The organism is Roseovarius sp. MMSF_3281 (genome assembly GCF_030733685.1).
Taxonomy (GTDB): domain Bacteria; phylum Pseudomonadota; class Alphaproteobacteria; order Rhodobacterales; family Rhodobacteraceae; genus Roseovarius.
Genome location: NZ_JASHIM010000027.1, coordinates 24,590 through 38,589 on the forward strand (window position 1 = coordinate 24,590; position 14,000 = coordinate 38,589).

Consider the following 14,000-nt stretch of genomic DNA (forward strand, 5'->3'; position numbering starts at 1 on the left):
ATCGCGCGACATGTCCCACACCCCCCACGAGCTTCAAGAGGAATTCCCCGAACTGGCCGACAAGATCGCCGAGATGAAATCCTCGGACGCGCATTTTGCCAAGCTGGCCGATGAATACCACGATGTGAACCGCGCCGTGCACCGGGCGGAAACCAACGTGGAGCCGGTCAGCCCATTCGCCGAGGAAGACATGCGCAAGAAGCGCGCGGCGCTGAAGGACGAACTTTACCAGATGCTCAAGGGCTGAGGCCGTTCAAATGACAGGAAAAGGCGGTGCCCTGCGCCGCCTTTTTCTGTTTTAAAACAGGGATATACCCGGATTACTTCACGCGGTCTATGAAGGCCCAGACCTCGGGCAGGGTATCGTTGCGCCACAGGTCGGTATGGCCCGCATCTGGAACCTCCAGAAATCGTTTGTCCGTGCCCGTCGCCGCCTCGAAAAGCGCGCGGCCCTGTTCCGGCGGGATCATCCGGTCGTTCTGTCCATGCACCACCAAAAGCGGCATCGTCAGGGTCGCGGCCCTTGTCATGCTGTCCCATTCCTGCGTCAGATGCGCCAGCAGCGGGTCAATGCCGGGGTAAAGATGCCGGGCCACATCGCGGACCGAGGTAAAGGGCGCCTCAAGGATCACACCGGCGGGCGCAAGGCCCTTGTCCGGATGCGTCACGCCCCGGCCCAAAAGCTGCATCGCAACGCCTGTGCCAAGGCTTTCGCCATAGATCACCACGTGGGCGTCGCGCGGCAACTCGCGCCAGATGCCGGTGATGGCTTGGGTAATGGCCTCTTGCGACGGGGGGCCGTCACTTCCCGATGATCCCGGATAGGCCGGCGCGACCACGCCATACCCCCGGGCCATGAAGCGCGAAAAGCGGCCCGCGCGGTTCGCAAGGTTTCCGGCGTTGCCATGCAGGTAGAAGATGGTGGGCTTTCCCGGCGCGGCGGTGGCCTGCCATGTGACAAGGCCCGCGCGCTTCACCTCCTGCATGCGCGGAACACCTGCGGCGGTCGGGGCAACGCGCGTGGCGTCAAAGGGATAGACAATCGCGCGTTCAATCGCCTGAAGCGAAAACCACGCGCCCCCCGTCAGAACGCCAAGGACAAGCGCCAGCCGCCAAAACAAGGCCTATCCCACCCGGTAAGGCAGAACATTGCGCTCGTCCGGCGTGACCTGCAACTGGCGTTCCAGCGGCGGAACGGACCGTTGATGGCAATCGGTGCGCTCGCAGATTCGGCAGGAAATGCCGATCGGCTCGAAGGCGCGGGCATTGGTCAGGTCCAGATCGTCGGCATAGACAAGGGCGTCGGAATGTTTCACCTCGCAGCCCAAGGCGATGGCGAAGCGGCGTACCGGCGAACCGAAACTGCCGCCCGGTTTGCTGACATCCCGCGCAAGGCTGATGTAACGCACGCCATCGGGGGTTTCGGCCAATTGGCGCAGGAACCGACCGGGGGTTTCAAAGGCGCGGTGCACGTTCCACAACGGGCAGGCCCCGCCGAACCGCGCGAATTGCAGGCGCGTGGCGCTGTGGCGCTTGGTGATGGTCCCCGCCTGATCGACCCGCACGAAGAAAAACGGCACCCCCTTGGCGCCGGGGCGCTGCAGGGTACTCAGCCGATGACAGACCTGTTCGATGGAGGCACCGAAACGGTTGGCAAGAATCTCCAGATCGTGGCGGGTGTCTTGGGCGGCCTGCAGGAACATGCCATAGGGCATGAGGGCGGCACCCGCGAAATAGTTGGCCAGCCCCATCTTGGCGATGGCGCGGGCGGCCTCGGATTGGAACCGGGCAAGATCAAGCGTGGCCTCGATCAGCTTGTCTTGGGTCAGCAGGGCCACCTGTAGAAGCATCTGGAAGGTGCGGGTTTCCGGCTCGGACCGCGAAGACAGGTAAAGCGTGCCGCTGTCGCGGTCGAAATGGCGCATCTTGCCGGTGTCGGCAAGGCTGACGCTTATTCCCATGTCCGAAAGGCGATCTTGGGCGATGTCGCGCACACCGCGTTGTGCGCCGGTGGGTTGGGCAAAGCGTTCGGCGGCGTGGTCCACGGCGTCGATATAGTTGTCGCAATAATGAAAGAAGTCGCGCACCTCGTCCCATGGGCTGGGCTGGGTGCGGGCATCTTCGCGGCCAAGGGCCTCGTCAAGGCTGGCCAGCCGCTCGTGGGTTTGCCGGTAGGTGCGATGCAGCTCCAGAAAGGCGCGCGCAAGGGCCGGGGCGTTCGAGGCCGTCAGCCGCAGGTCAGACAGGGGCGGCGGGTCATCGGCGAAAACCGGGTCGGCCAAAGCCTCGCGCATATCGCTGACCATGCGTTCGGCGTCGCCGGTGGAAAGCTCGGTCACGTCAAAGCCGAACTCTTGCGCGAGGGCCAGAACCACGGTGGTGCTGACGGGCCGGTTGTTGTTTTCCATCTGGTTGAGATAGGGCAGGGAAACCCCCAGCTTGGCCGCGAAATCCTTTTGCGTCAGGCCAAGGCGTTGCCGGGTTTCGCGCAGCTTGGCCCCGGCATAGAGTTTCTGGGTTGGCATCTTGGTGGTCCCCCGCGGACATGGTTTGCAGATTTGCCGTGTTGCAATCAACTTTTGCAAATTTGCGGATAGGCCGTAAAGAGGATTTCTGGGCGTTATGTACGAGTTGTACAGAGGCTTCCTGTTTGGAGTGGGATTTTGTACAGAAACCGGGGTCGGTCTGTACAAACTGTACGTTACGCCATGGTCAGTTTGCGTTCGCGCCAGATGACGACACCGATGGCCGCGATGGCGCCGAGGGCGGTGCACAGCATGATCCACAAAAGCGGAAAGGCACCGGTGCCGGGGCCAAGCAAGGCGCCTGCCAGACCCGAAAGGGCAGCCCCCCCACCGATCATCATCGCGCCCGACAGACCGCTGGCCGTGCCTGCCAGGTGCGGGCGCACCGAAAGCGCCCCGGCGGTGGCGTTGGGGATCAGCATCCCGTTGCCAAGGCCGATCAGGGTCATCAGCCCGAAGAAGGTCAGCGCCGTACCGAGGCCTGCGTAAAAAAACATTAGATTCAAGCCGATACCGCCCGCATTGAACAGCGTGCCCCAAAGCACCATGCGGTTGACGCCGACGCGGACCGAGAAACGCCCCGAGATGAAATTTCCAAGGCAATAGCCAATCGCGGGGGCGCCGAAATAAATGCCCAGCGTGGCGGGGTCGAGGCCAAAGACCTGGTCACCCACGAAGGGCGCGCCGCCGAGGTAGGCAAAGAAGGCCCCCGAGGCCAGCGCGGCCGCCATCGAATAGCCCCAGAAACGCGGCGAGGTCAGAAGCTCGGGATATTCGCGGAATTGCTGTGTCAGGCTGCGCGCCGACTGTGGGGCGGTTTCTCCAAGGTCGCGCCAAGTCAGCCAGAAAACCCCCGCGCCAAGGATGAAGAGAGCCCAAAAATTTGCTTTCCAACCAAAGGCTTGGTCCAATATGCCGCCGATGGCCGGGCCGATCATCGGCACCACGGCCATGCCCATGGTGACATAGCCGATCATGCTGGCTGACTCGCGCTCGGGCACGATGTCACGCACCACCGCACGGCTAAGGACCATGGCCACGACGACGGTGGCCTGGATCATGCGGAACGTCAGGAACATCCAGATATTGGTGGCAAAGATGCACCCCAGCGTGGCCACAAGGAAAATGCCCAGCCCGCCAAGGATCACCGGGCGGCGGCCCATGCGATCCGAGACCGGCCCCATGACGACTTGCAGGCAGGCGTTGATCGCCAGGTAAAGCGCCACCGACAACTGGATCAGGCGGTATTCGGTGTCGAAATAGGCGGTCATCCCCGGCAGCGAGGGCAGGAAAATGTTCATCGCAAGCGCCGAAATTCCCGCCAGCAGAATCAGGGTCATGATATGCGGCGGAGTGCTGCGATCCAGAAGGCGTATTTCGGGGCGATCACTCATAATCCAGCGTTAGGCCCGCCCGCCCCCTTTGTCCATGCACAGGAGTCTGTGACCGATTGCACAATGCCGGATAATTTGCAGTTATTCAGATATGCAGATAACGCTTTGCGTTTCTTTGCAAATTTGCCGGAAACCTCTTTGTGTGACGGTGCGTTTTCCCTATTGTCGTGCAAAATCGCAAGGGGACCGTCATGAAAGATATTCTTCAAGAACTCGAAGGGCGCCGGACCAAGGCCCGTCTGGGTGGGGGAGAGCGCCGGATCGAAGGCCAGCATTCCAAAGGTAAGTTAACGGCGCGTGAACGTATCGACCTTTTGTTGGATGAGGGCAGCTTTGAAGAGTTCGACATGTTCGTCGCGCATCGCTGCACCGACTTCGGGATGGAAGAAAACCGGCCCTACGGCGATGGTGTCGTGACCGGCTGGGGCACGATCAATGGCCGCCAAGTCTATGTTTTCAGTCAGGATTTTACCGTGCTTGGCGGCTCGGTGTCGGCAACGCACGCGATGAAGATTTGCAAGATCATGGATATGGCGATGCAGAACGGCGCGCCGGTGATCGGTATCAACGATTCGGGTGGCGCGCGGATTCAGGAAGGTGTCGACAGCCTTGCGGGCTATGGCGAGGTGTTCCAGCGCAATATCGAAGCCTCGGGCGTGGTGCCGCAGATCAGCGTGATCACCGGGCCTTGTGCCGGGGGGGCCGTCTACTCCCCCGCGATGACCGACTTTATCTTCATGGTGCGCGATAGCTCTTACATGTTCGTGACCGGCCCCGACGTGGTGAAGACGGTGACGAATGAACAGGTGACGGCGGAAGAGCTTGGAGGGGCCTCGACCCATACCAAGAAAAGTTCCGTTGCTGACGGGGCTTTCGAGAACGATGTCGAGGCAATGGCCGAAGTGCGCCGCTTGGTCGATTTCCTGCCGCTCAATAATCAGGAACCGGTGCCGGTGCGCCCCTTCTTCGACGATCCCGACCGCGCAGAGCCAAGCCTTGATACAATCGTTCCGGCCAACCCCAACATGCCCTACGACATGAAGGAGTTGATCACCAAGGTCGGCGATGAGGGCGATTTTTACGAGATTCAGGAAGATTTCGCCAAGAACATCATTACCGGCTTCATTCGCCTTGAGGGCCGCACCGTGGGTGTCGTGGCCAATCAGCCGATGGTTCTGGCCGGGTGTCTGGACATCGACAGCAGCCGCAAGGCGGCCCGTTTCGTGCGGTTCTGCGATTGCTTCGATATTCCGATTCTCACCTTCGTTGACGTGCCCGGCTTCCTGCCGGGAACCGGGCAGGAGCATGACGGCGTGATCAAGCACGGGGCCAAGCTTCTGTTTGCCTATGGCGAGGCGACGGTGCCGAAGGTGACCGTGATTACCCGTAAGGCCTATGGCGGGGCCTATGTCGTGATGTCCTCCAAGCACCTGCGCGGCGATATCAACTATGCTTGGCCGACGTCGGAGGTGGCGGTGATGGGCGCCAAGGGCGCGACCGAGATTCTCTATCGCTCGGAACTGGGCGACGAAGAGAAAATCGCCAAGCGGACGCAGGATTACGAAGACCGCTTCGCCAACCCGTTTGTCGCCGCCGAGCGTGGCTTCATCGACGAGGTGATTCAGCCACGCAGCACCCGCAAGCGTGTCAGCCGCGCCTTTGCCGCACTGCGCAATAAAAAGCGCAAGATGCCTTGGAAAAAGCACGACAATATCCCGCTGTAAGGGGGATGCGACCTGTGGTGCGTTTCGGGCCCTTATTCGCCGCCCTGGTCCTTTGGGCCAGCCTTGCGGCGGCCCAGCAGGACGAGGCGAAGGAGGAGCGCCTTGTCCTGCCTTCGGGGCTAAAGGTCGTGCTTCAGGAAATGATCTGGAACGAGCGTGGAAACGGCTTGGCCTACCGCTTTCGTTTCGTCGCCACCGACTTGACCGGGCAAGAAAGCTTTGAAGAGACAATGACCGATCTGGAGTATCTTTGTAACAGCTACGCGGTGCCGCGGCTGTCGAATGTGGGGCCGCAGCCCAACCAGATCGTTATCTCGATCGCCAATCGAGAATCGGAATTTGGCGTTATGGATCCTGACCTTATCCAGGTTTTCGAAGCCTACCGCCTCGATCAGGGCGGCTGTATCTGGGAGATGTTCTAATGTGGCCACAATATGTTGCGGGCAAACCGGTCAATCCCTCGGGGGTTGAGGCTTTGTGGTCACATACGCGGGCGTTTGCTTGCGAAAAGTATGCAATTGACTGCGAGTCGGATATGATTAAGGGTGGTTGCACCCAAGTAACCCATACCTCGCAAGTAGGGCAGGTGGGGCGATTTTCGCTGCGTTTGCCCGCGTTTACAGACAGGAGACAAATATGTCGAACAGCATCAAGAGCCTTCTGGCCATCGGTCTGGTTGCCTTCGTGGCGGCCTGTGCCCAACAATCGGCCGAAGAAGAATTCGTCGTTGTGGAGCCCGAGCCCATCACGACCGAGCCGACCTACACCGGCAAGTACAAGTAATCCTTTCGGGGATTACGCAGGGCGGGCCTTTGCGCCCGTCCTGAATACCGCGCAACGCCCTTGTTTTCCGGAGGGTGTGGTATGCTGAAGCATCGCGGTTTCCCGGGGCGTCTTCCCGGAACGGATTATCAATTCACAATTCGACGCGCCAATCCCAAGGGTGCCACGCCAATCACGCGGCGGGAACGCTATCGCGATCGCAAGGCGGCGGATCGTCGGGCCGATGCGGGGTTCGTGCAGGCCCTTTGGCAGCATTTCGGTGACGAACCCTTTGAGCGCGGTAATCTGGATGCCGGGCGGTTAAGCTGGCTCTTTGGGCGAGAGGTGAAGCCCGCCGAAGAAACGTTTGATTCGACCAGTTACGACGCGTTGTTGATTCTGGATGTGCCAGTTGCGCGCGCATCTTTTCCCGAGGCCTTTGACGATGAAGAGGGCTGGGAATGAGTTTACAGGCGGTCTTTTCGGCCCAAAATGGCACCTTTTTGCCCAAGGGTTGCATTTTTGCGCGAAATGCAGCCGAAAAGGTATTCGACGTGCGTGCTGACTTGGCGTCGGGGGCGGCTTCTTCCACAGTCAGAGGCGTAGTGGTGGCCCCCCCCCAATGGGCCAAGACGCAAAGTCTGATCCGTTACCCTTCCCCTTGCAGGCGGACCTGTGCCATTTGGCGCAGGCCGCCTCTTTTTTTCGTCATAGCAGAGACTTACGAGAATGAGCGGAGGCTTGCCCACCGGACGGCATCGCGCATCTGTGACTTGGAAAAGGCAGCGCCCATGGCGTTGATTGGGGTGACGACATCGTCCCATATTTCGAAAGGCACAGTAGCATGCGATCAATTACCCTCAGGGGCTTTGCCCTCGTCAGTGTTTTGGGCCTCGCGGCCTGTGGTGGTACCGTTCCCGAGCAGGCGCTCTTTGGCGCAGGTGCCGGGGTCGGCACCGCGGCGGTGCTTGACGGCAACCTTGCCGCAGGCGCGGTTGTCGGGGCCGCGGGGAACGTGGCTTACTGCCAAGCCTACCCACATCGCTGCAAATAGAATCGCGTCGCGCCGTACCCCGGCGCGCACCTCTAGTCATCGGACCATCGGCGCGGCCTGCGCCGGTGGTCCTTTTCATGTCATGCCTGCGCGCGCCTGCGCCGGGCCAAGAACCGAAAGAAGGGACCAGCCATGTTCAAGAAGATCCTGATCGCCAACCGTGGCGAGATTGCCTGCCGGGTGATCAAGACCGCCCAGAAAATGGGTATTCAGACGGTGGCCATCTACTCGGACGCCGATGCGCAGGCGCTGCACGTGCAGATGGCCGACGAGGCGGTCCATATCGGCCCGCCCCCGGCCAATGAATCCTATATCGTCATCGACAAGGTGATGCAGGCCATTCGCCAAACCGGTGCCGAAGCGGTGCATCCGGGCTATGGTTTCCTGTCGGAAAATCCCAAGTTCGCCGAGGCGCTTGAGGCCGAAGGCGTGGCCTTTATCGGGCCGCCCAAGGGCGCGATTGAAAGCATGGGCGACAAGATCACCTCGAAGAAGATCGCGCAGGAGGCCGAGGTTTCGACGGTTCCGGGCTACATGGGCCTGATCGAAGATGCCGAGGAAGCCGTGAAAATCAGCTCCGACATCGGCTATCCGGTGATGATCAAGGCCTCGGCTGGCGGCGGCGGCAAGGGTATGCGAATTGCCTGGAACGATGACGAGGCGCGCGAAGGGTTCCAATCGTCCAAGAACGAGGCGGCAAACTCCTTTGGCGATGACCGGATTTTCATCGAGAAGTTCGTCACGCAACCGCGCCATATCGAAATTCAGGTTCTGGCCGACCAGCACGGCAACTGTATTTACCTGGGCGAGCGGGAATGCTCGATCCAGCGCCGCAACCAGAAGGTTGTGGAAGAAGCGCCCAGCCCCTTCTTGGACGAAGCCACCCGCAAGGCCATGGGCGAGCAAAGCTGTGCCTTGGCCAAGGCCGTGGGCTATGCCAGTGCCGGGACGGTGGAGTTCATCGTCGATGGCGAGAAGAACTTCTACTTCCTTGAGATGAACACCCGTTTGCAGGTGGAACACCCGGTGACCGAGTTGATCACGGGCGTTGACCTTGTGGAACAGATGATCCGCGTGGCAGCTGGTGAGAAACTGTCGCTAAGCCAGGATGACGTTACCCTGACCGGCTGGGCCATCGAGAACCGGCTTTATGCCGAAGATCCTTATCGGAACTTCCTGCCGTCGATTGGCCGTTTGACGCGTTATCGTCCGCCGCAGGAAGTGGGCGCTGGTCCGATGCAGGTAAACGGCACGTGGCATGGCGATGCGCCGACCGGTGAAACGGCGGTGCGCAATGACACCGGCGTATACGAGGGTGGCGAGATTTCGATGTATTACGACCCGATGATCGCCAAGCTGTGTACTTGGGGGCCGGATCGGGCGCAGGCGATCGAGGCGATGCGCGTGGCCTTGGACAGTTTCGAGGTGGAAGGCATCGGGCACAACCTGCCGTTCGTGGCGGCGGTGATGGATCATGACATCTTCATCAAGGGTGACATGACGACCGCCTTTATCGAAGAACAATATCCCGAGGGTTTCGAAGGGGTGACCCTTGGCGAAGACACCCTGCGCCGGGTCGCGGCAAGCTGTGCCGCGATGCATCGCGTGGCCGAGATTCGCCGCACCCGGGTATCGGGCCGGATGGACAACCACGAGCGCCGGGTTGGCAGCGATTGGGTTGTCAGCCTTCAGGGCGAGCAATTCGAAGTTTCGATTTCCGCCGACAGGGACGGCGCAAGCGTGGTCTTTGCCGATGGTCAAAGCCTTCGGGTGACCAGCGATTGGACACCGGGCGATCAATTGGCCGAATTGGTCGTGGATGGATCGCCCTTGATCCTGAAAGTGGGCAAGGTCTCGGGCGGCTTCCGCATCCGGACGCGTGGCGCCGATCTCAAGGTGCATGTGCGCAGCCCACGGCAGGCGGAACTGGCCGCGTTAATGCCCGAGAAACTGCCGCCTGATACATCCAAGATGCTGCTTTGCCCGATGCCGGGCCTGATCGTCACGGTGAACGTGTCGGAAGGCGACGAGGTACAGGAAGGCCAGGCGCTGTGTACCGTGGAGGCGATGAAAATGGAAAACATCCTTCGGGCCGAGAAGCGGGGCGTGGTCAGCAAGCTGAACGCTGGCCCGGGTGACAGCCTCGCGGTGGACGACGTGATCATGGAGTTCGAATAACGCCATGCGCGCGGCCTGTGGCCATATCACGGGCAGGGGGCTTTTGCCGGTTCTGGCAATGGCCTCGGCCGGTATGGTCGCAGGCTGTGGCCCCGAGGATGAGGCCGCGATGCGCGACCGGATGGGGCAGTATTTTTCGCTGCGCGACACGGTGACCTATGATGCACGACGGCCCTGCGTGGCGGGGGTTTTCCGGCTTGCCGATGACCGGGTCAAGGCGGCAATGCCCATGGCCAAGGGCGTGAAGGAGATGTTGGGCCTTCTGGCGCGGCGTGATTTGGCGGTGTTGAATGACCCCGGCCAAAGCCCGGACGCGGTATTTGTCGAGGTCATGAATACCGAGCGGTCCCTTGGTATGCAGATGCGCCGCGCGGGGCTTGAAGCACGTGAATGCATGGATGCCGTGACCGAGACCGCCTTTCGCCATGCCCTGGACGGGCGAGGCAATATGGTGGGCTATGACGCCGCAAGCGGGCTTTTGATGCTGCTGGATCGCCGCAACCGCCTGTTGGTTATTGCCCGGGGGGCGCAGGCATGAGGGCGCGCGCCGGTCAGCTTCCGCCGCGCCGGTCGCGCATTTCCTGCTGGCGCATCGGCATCTTGTCGATCACGCGAGAGATTTCGCGCACGTCCCAAGGCAGCGGTTTGCGCAGGTATATGGTGCCATCCTTGCCGATCAGCACCAACATGAACCCGCGTGGGCGGAGCCTGTTACGTAATGCACTATCCGCACTTGGGTCGGTATCGGTCAGCACCACGACATCGCGTGCCTCCAGGTCCTCCAGCCGTTTGGTAAGATATTCCATCTGCAGGGTATATCGCGGGTCTGCGGGGCTGTCGGCAAAAACGACGAGTGGTCGTTTTATCCAGAGAAAATCATTCAAATCTGCCGTTTCCCCCGGCAAAATGATCTCGGGCGTGACGCCATCCTTCGCCCCCCCGCCTTCCTGTGCAAAGAAGGGCGCGGCGGAAAACATCACGAAAACAAAGGCGATAAGGGGCTTCATTCGGTCTCCTGTCCGCCAAGATATAGGGGGCTGGAGGGCAATTGCGAAGGCTGAATGCCCGCTTGGCCCGGAAAATTTTACCCTTAATCACATTCTCAGGGTTCGGCGCACAGCATCGGCGGCAGTATTCGTGCAACGCCCGCCACTGGCGGCAGACCGACGAAAGGCCAGAGATCCGATGGATGTGATATTGCATGTGGGCGCCCACAGAACTGCGACCACCTGTTTTCAGAATTACCTGCGCGAAAACCGCGAAGAGCTGTGGGCGCGCGGCATCGAAAGCTGGGAACCCCGGCTGACGCGCGCAGGGCTGTTCCGTGGCGTTGTGCCGATTCCCGGCCGTGGTGAACCGCAGGCCCAGTTGGACAGGGCACGAGGGCGGATCGCCATTCAGATAGAGAAGGCCGCAGCCCGCGGGAGTCGCTTTCTTGTCGTCAGCGATGACAACATGCTTGGCACACCGCGGATCAACCTGCGTGACGCACGGCTTTACGCCGATGCCGGGCAGCGCATGGCGCGCTTTGCCCATGCATTTGGTGCGGTGGCGCCGCGCATGGCGTTGTCGATCCGGCAGCAGGATATGTTCTGGGCCTCGTCAATGGCTTTTGGCGTGGCGCGCGGGCATCGCCTCTTGCGGGCGCGTGATTTGCAGCACATCACGCGCGGGCCGCGCGGCTGGCGCGAAGTGATCGAGGATCTGGCCTGTGCCATGGATGGCGCGGCGCCGATCATGGTGATGCCCTATGAGGTGTTCGGCGGACGGAGCGAGGCGCGCCTTGGGGCGATGACCGGGCAGGGCGATCTTCCGCGCAGCCATGCCCGCGAATGGATGAATAAATCCCCGCGGCTGGCGCAATTGCGTCAAGTTTTGCGGGACAGGGGGATCGACCCTGCGCGCTTGCCAGATGGCGAGGGACGCTGGATGCCCTTCACGAATGACCAAATCGCCACCTTGCAAGAGGCCTATCAGGACGATCTGTTCTGGTTGACCCGCGGGGCGGACGGATTGGCGCAACTGACCGAGGAAACCGGCCCGGTGACAGCGGGGCAAACGCCGCGCCCGGGCGAGATGACAAGAGGACACGCAAATGGCATCGAAGAAAGACGAATGGCGTAGCATTGCCGAGAAGGAACTGAAAGGGCGCAGCCTTGACGATCTGACCTGGAAAACCCTGGAAGGCATCGACATCGAGCCGCTTTACACCGAGGAGGATGTTGCAGGGCTGGATCATCTGGGATCCGTTCCCGGGCAGGCGCCCTTCACGCGCGGCCCGCGTGCCACGATGTATGCCGGGCGTCCCTGGACGATCCGGCAATATGCCGGTTTCTCGACCGCCGAGGAATCCAACGCCTTTTACCGCCGCAACCTTGCCGCCGGGCAGCAAGGGGTCTCGGTCGCCTTCGATCTGGCCACCCACCGGGGCTATGACAGTGACCACCCGCGCGTTTTCGGTGATGTCGGCAAGGCCGGGGTGGCCATCGACAGTGTCGAGGATATGAAGATCTTGTTCGACGGTATCCCGTTGGAAAAGGTCAGCGTGTCGATGACCATGAACGGCGCGGTGATCCCGATCTTAGCCAATTACATTGTTGCGGGCGAAGAGCAGGGCGTGAGCCGGGCCGACCTCTCGGGCACCATTCAGAACGACATTCTGAAGGAATTCATGGTGCGCAACACCTATATCTATCCGCCCGAGCCGTCGATGCGGATCGTGTCTGATATCATCGAGTATACCTCGAACGAGATGCCGCGCTTCAATTCGATCTCGATCTCGGGCTACCATATGCAGGAGGCGGGGGCGAACCTTGTGCAGGAGTTGGCCTATACTTTGGCCGATGGCCGTGAATACGTGAAAGCGGCAATCGCCGCCGGTATGGATGTGGACAGCTTCGCGCCGCGCCTTTCGTTCTTCTTTGCCATCGGCATGAATTTCTTCATGGAGGCGGCCAAGCTGCGGGCGGCGCGCCTGTTGTGGCACCGGGTGATGACCGAGTTCAACGCGCAAAGCGACAAGTCCAAGATGCTGCGCACCCATTGCCAAACCAGCGGCGTGAGCCTGCAGGAGCAAGACCCCTATAACAACGTGATCCGCACCGCCTATGAGGCGATGAGCGCGGTTCTGGGCGGGACGCAATCCCTGCATACCAATGCGCTTGACGAGGCCATGGCCCTGCCCACCGATTTCAGCGCCCGGATCGCCCGGAACACGCAGCTTGTCTTGCAGGAAGAAACCGGGGTGACCAATGTGGTCGATCCCTTGGCGGGGTCTTACTACGTTGAAAAGCTGACGGCGGACCTGGCCGAGAAGGCTTGGGAACTGATGGAAGAGGTCGAGGAGATGGGCGGTATGACCAAGGCCGTGGCCTCGGGCATGCCCAAACTCAGGATCGAGGAATCGGCGGCCACCCGCCAGGCGATGATCGACCGGGGCGACGAGGTGATCGTGGGGGTCAACAAGTACCGCCGCGAGAGCGAAGACCCGATCGACCTGTTGGATATCGACAACAGCGCCGTGCGCGACAGCCAGATCGCGCGGCTTGAGAAAATCCGCGCCGAGCGGGACGAGGCCGCCTGTCAGGCCGCCTTGGACGAGGTCACGCGCCGTGCCAAAGAGGGCGGCAATCTTCTGGAGGCGGCGGTTGAGGCCGCCCGTCAACGCGCATCGGTGGGAGAGATCAGCATGGCAATGGAAAAGGAATTCGGCCGTCACCGCGCCGAAGTGAAAACGCTGGCCGGGGTTTATGGCGCGGCTTACGAGGGCGACGAAGGGTTCGCCGCGATCCAGAAATCGGTGGATGACTTCGCCGAGGCCGAAGGCCGCCGCCCCCGGATGCTGGTCGTGAAGATGGGCCAGGACGGGCATGACCGGGGCGCCAAGGTGATTGCCACGGCCTTTGCCGATATCGGCTTCGACGTGGATGTGGGGCCGCTCTTTCAAACCCCGGACGAGGCCGCGCAGGATGCCATCGACAACGACGTGCATGTGATCGGTATCTCAAGTCAGGCGGCGGGGCACAAGACGCTGGCGCCGCAACTGATTGAAGCGCTGAAGGCAAAGGATGCGGGCGACATAATCGTGATCTGTGGCGGCGTTATCCCGCAGCAGGATTATGACTTCCTGAAAAAATCGGGTGTGAAGGCGATTTTTGGGCCGGGCACGAATATTCCCGAAGCGGCGCAGGATATCCTTCGCCTTATTCGCGAGGCTCGGGCCTGACTGCAGGCCGTGTTAAGAAGGGGGCTTTGCCCCCACGTTGAAACCTTTTGGGGTTTCAACGCTCCCCCGGGCAAGTGTGTTGTTCAGGTTGGCTGATATGTTCTGTTTTCCCGGATCATGGCGTTGAGAATGATGAGC

General features: G+C 61.1%; 14 protein-coding genes. 10 read left to right on the forward strand and 4 right to left on the reverse strand.

Annotation, left to right across the window (positions count from 1 at the left end; genetic code table 11):
- Positions 1–10: 10 nt before the first annotated feature.
- Positions 11–247 carry a YdcH family protein gene (locus RBB32_RS19015; protein ID WP_306155021.1) on the forward strand — a complete coding sequence of 79 codons (237 nt, stop codon included), beginning with the start codon at positions 11–13 and terminating at the stop codon, positions 245–247.
- A 73-nt stretch (positions 248–320) separates the two neighbouring features.
- Here RBB32_RS19015 and RBB32_RS19020 read toward each other — a convergent pair whose 3' ends face one another.
- The 3 genes from RBB32_RS19020 to RBB32_RS19030 all read right to left on the reverse strand — a co-directional run bounded on the left by RBB32_RS19020 (position 321) and on the right by RBB32_RS19030 (position 3,919).
- A complete protein-coding gene (locus RBB32_RS19020; protein WP_306155022.1) occupies positions 321–1,121 on the reverse strand; it encodes an alpha/beta hydrolase in 801 nt (266 codons plus the stop codon).
- A gap of 3 nt (positions 1,122–1,124) precedes the next feature.
- Entirely contained in the window at positions 1,125–2,525 is a 1,401-nt protein-coding gene (locus RBB32_RS19025; RefSeq protein ID WP_306155023.1) for a short-chain fatty acyl-CoA regulator family protein, read from the reverse strand.
- 176 nt (positions 2,526–2,701) lie between these two features.
- Positions 2,702–3,919, reverse strand: coding sequence for a multidrug effflux MFS transporter (locus tag RBB32_RS19030; RefSeq protein ID WP_306155024.1), 1,218 nt, complete (start codon positions 3,917–3,919; stop codon positions 2,702–2,704).
- Between the two features lie 191 nt (positions 3,920–4,110).
- Here RBB32_RS19030 and RBB32_RS19035 point away from each other — a divergent pair, with 191 nt between their 5' ends.
- The 7 genes from RBB32_RS19035 (at position 4,111) to RBB32_RS19065 (ending at position 10,175) form a co-directional block, all read left to right on the forward strand.
- Positions 4,111–5,643 (forward strand): acyl-CoA carboxylase subunit beta, encoded by a 1,533-nt coding sequence (locus RBB32_RS19035; RefSeq protein WP_306155025.1) that lies wholly within the window; start codon positions 4,111–4,113, stop codon positions 5,641–5,643.
- Positions 5,644–5,648: 5 nt separating this feature from the next.
- Complete coding sequence (locus RBB32_RS19040) at positions 5,649–6,065, forward strand: DUF6497 family protein (protein WP_306155026.1); 417 nt, start codon at positions 5,649–5,651, stop codon at positions 6,063–6,065.
- A gap of 214 nt (positions 6,066–6,279) precedes the next feature.
- Positions 6,280–6,426, forward strand: coding sequence for a hypothetical protein (locus tag RBB32_RS19045; RefSeq protein WP_306155027.1), 147 nt, complete (start codon positions 6,280–6,282; stop codon positions 6,424–6,426).
- 81 nt (positions 6,427–6,507) lie between these two features.
- Positions 6,508–6,870, forward strand: coding sequence for a hypothetical protein (locus RBB32_RS19050; RefSeq protein WP_306155028.1), 363 nt, complete (start codon positions 6,508–6,510; stop codon positions 6,868–6,870).
- Between the two features lie 379 nt (positions 6,871–7,249).
- Positions 7,250–7,459 carry a hypothetical protein gene (locus RBB32_RS19055; RefSeq protein ID WP_306155029.1) on the forward strand — a complete coding sequence of 70 codons (210 nt, stop codon included), beginning with the start codon at positions 7,250–7,252 and terminating at the stop codon, positions 7,457–7,459.
- Between the two features lie 132 nt (positions 7,460–7,591).
- Entirely contained in the window at positions 7,592–9,637 is a 2,046-nt protein-coding gene (locus RBB32_RS19060; RefSeq protein ID WP_306155030.1) for an acetyl/propionyl/methylcrotonyl-CoA carboxylase subunit alpha, read from the forward strand.
- 4 nt (positions 9,638–9,641) lie between these two features.
- Complete coding sequence (locus RBB32_RS19065; protein WP_306155031.1) at positions 9,642–10,175, forward strand: hypothetical protein; 534 nt, start codon at positions 9,642–9,644, stop codon at positions 10,173–10,175.
- A gap of 13 nt (positions 10,176–10,188) precedes the next feature.
- On the opposite strand, the gene RBB32_RS19070 is transcribed toward RBB32_RS19065, so the two are convergent.
- The gene (locus RBB32_RS19070) at positions 10,189–10,644 is read right to left on the reverse strand and encodes a DUF4174 domain-containing protein (RefSeq protein ID WP_306155032.1); all 456 of its coding nucleotides are present in this window, start codon (positions 10,642–10,644) and stop codon (positions 10,189–10,191) included.
- 178 nt (positions 10,645–10,822) lie between these two features.
- Here RBB32_RS19070 and RBB32_RS19075 point away from each other — a divergent pair, with 178 nt between their 5' ends.
- Both RBB32_RS19075 and scpA read left to right on the forward strand, forming a co-directional pair.
- The gene (locus RBB32_RS19075; protein ID WP_306155033.1) at positions 10,823–11,761 is read left to right on the forward strand and encodes a hypothetical protein; all 939 of its coding nucleotides are present in this window, start codon (positions 10,823–10,825) and stop codon (positions 11,759–11,761) included.
- Positions 11,733–13,862, forward strand: a complete 2,130-nt coding sequence (gene scpA, locus RBB32_RS19080; protein ID WP_306155034.1) for a methylmalonyl-CoA mutase — start codon at positions 11,733–11,735, stop codon at positions 13,860–13,862. The genes RBB32_RS19075 and scpA overlap by 29 nt, the downstream gene beginning before the upstream one ends.
- Positions 13,863–14,000 lie beyond the last annotated feature (138 nt).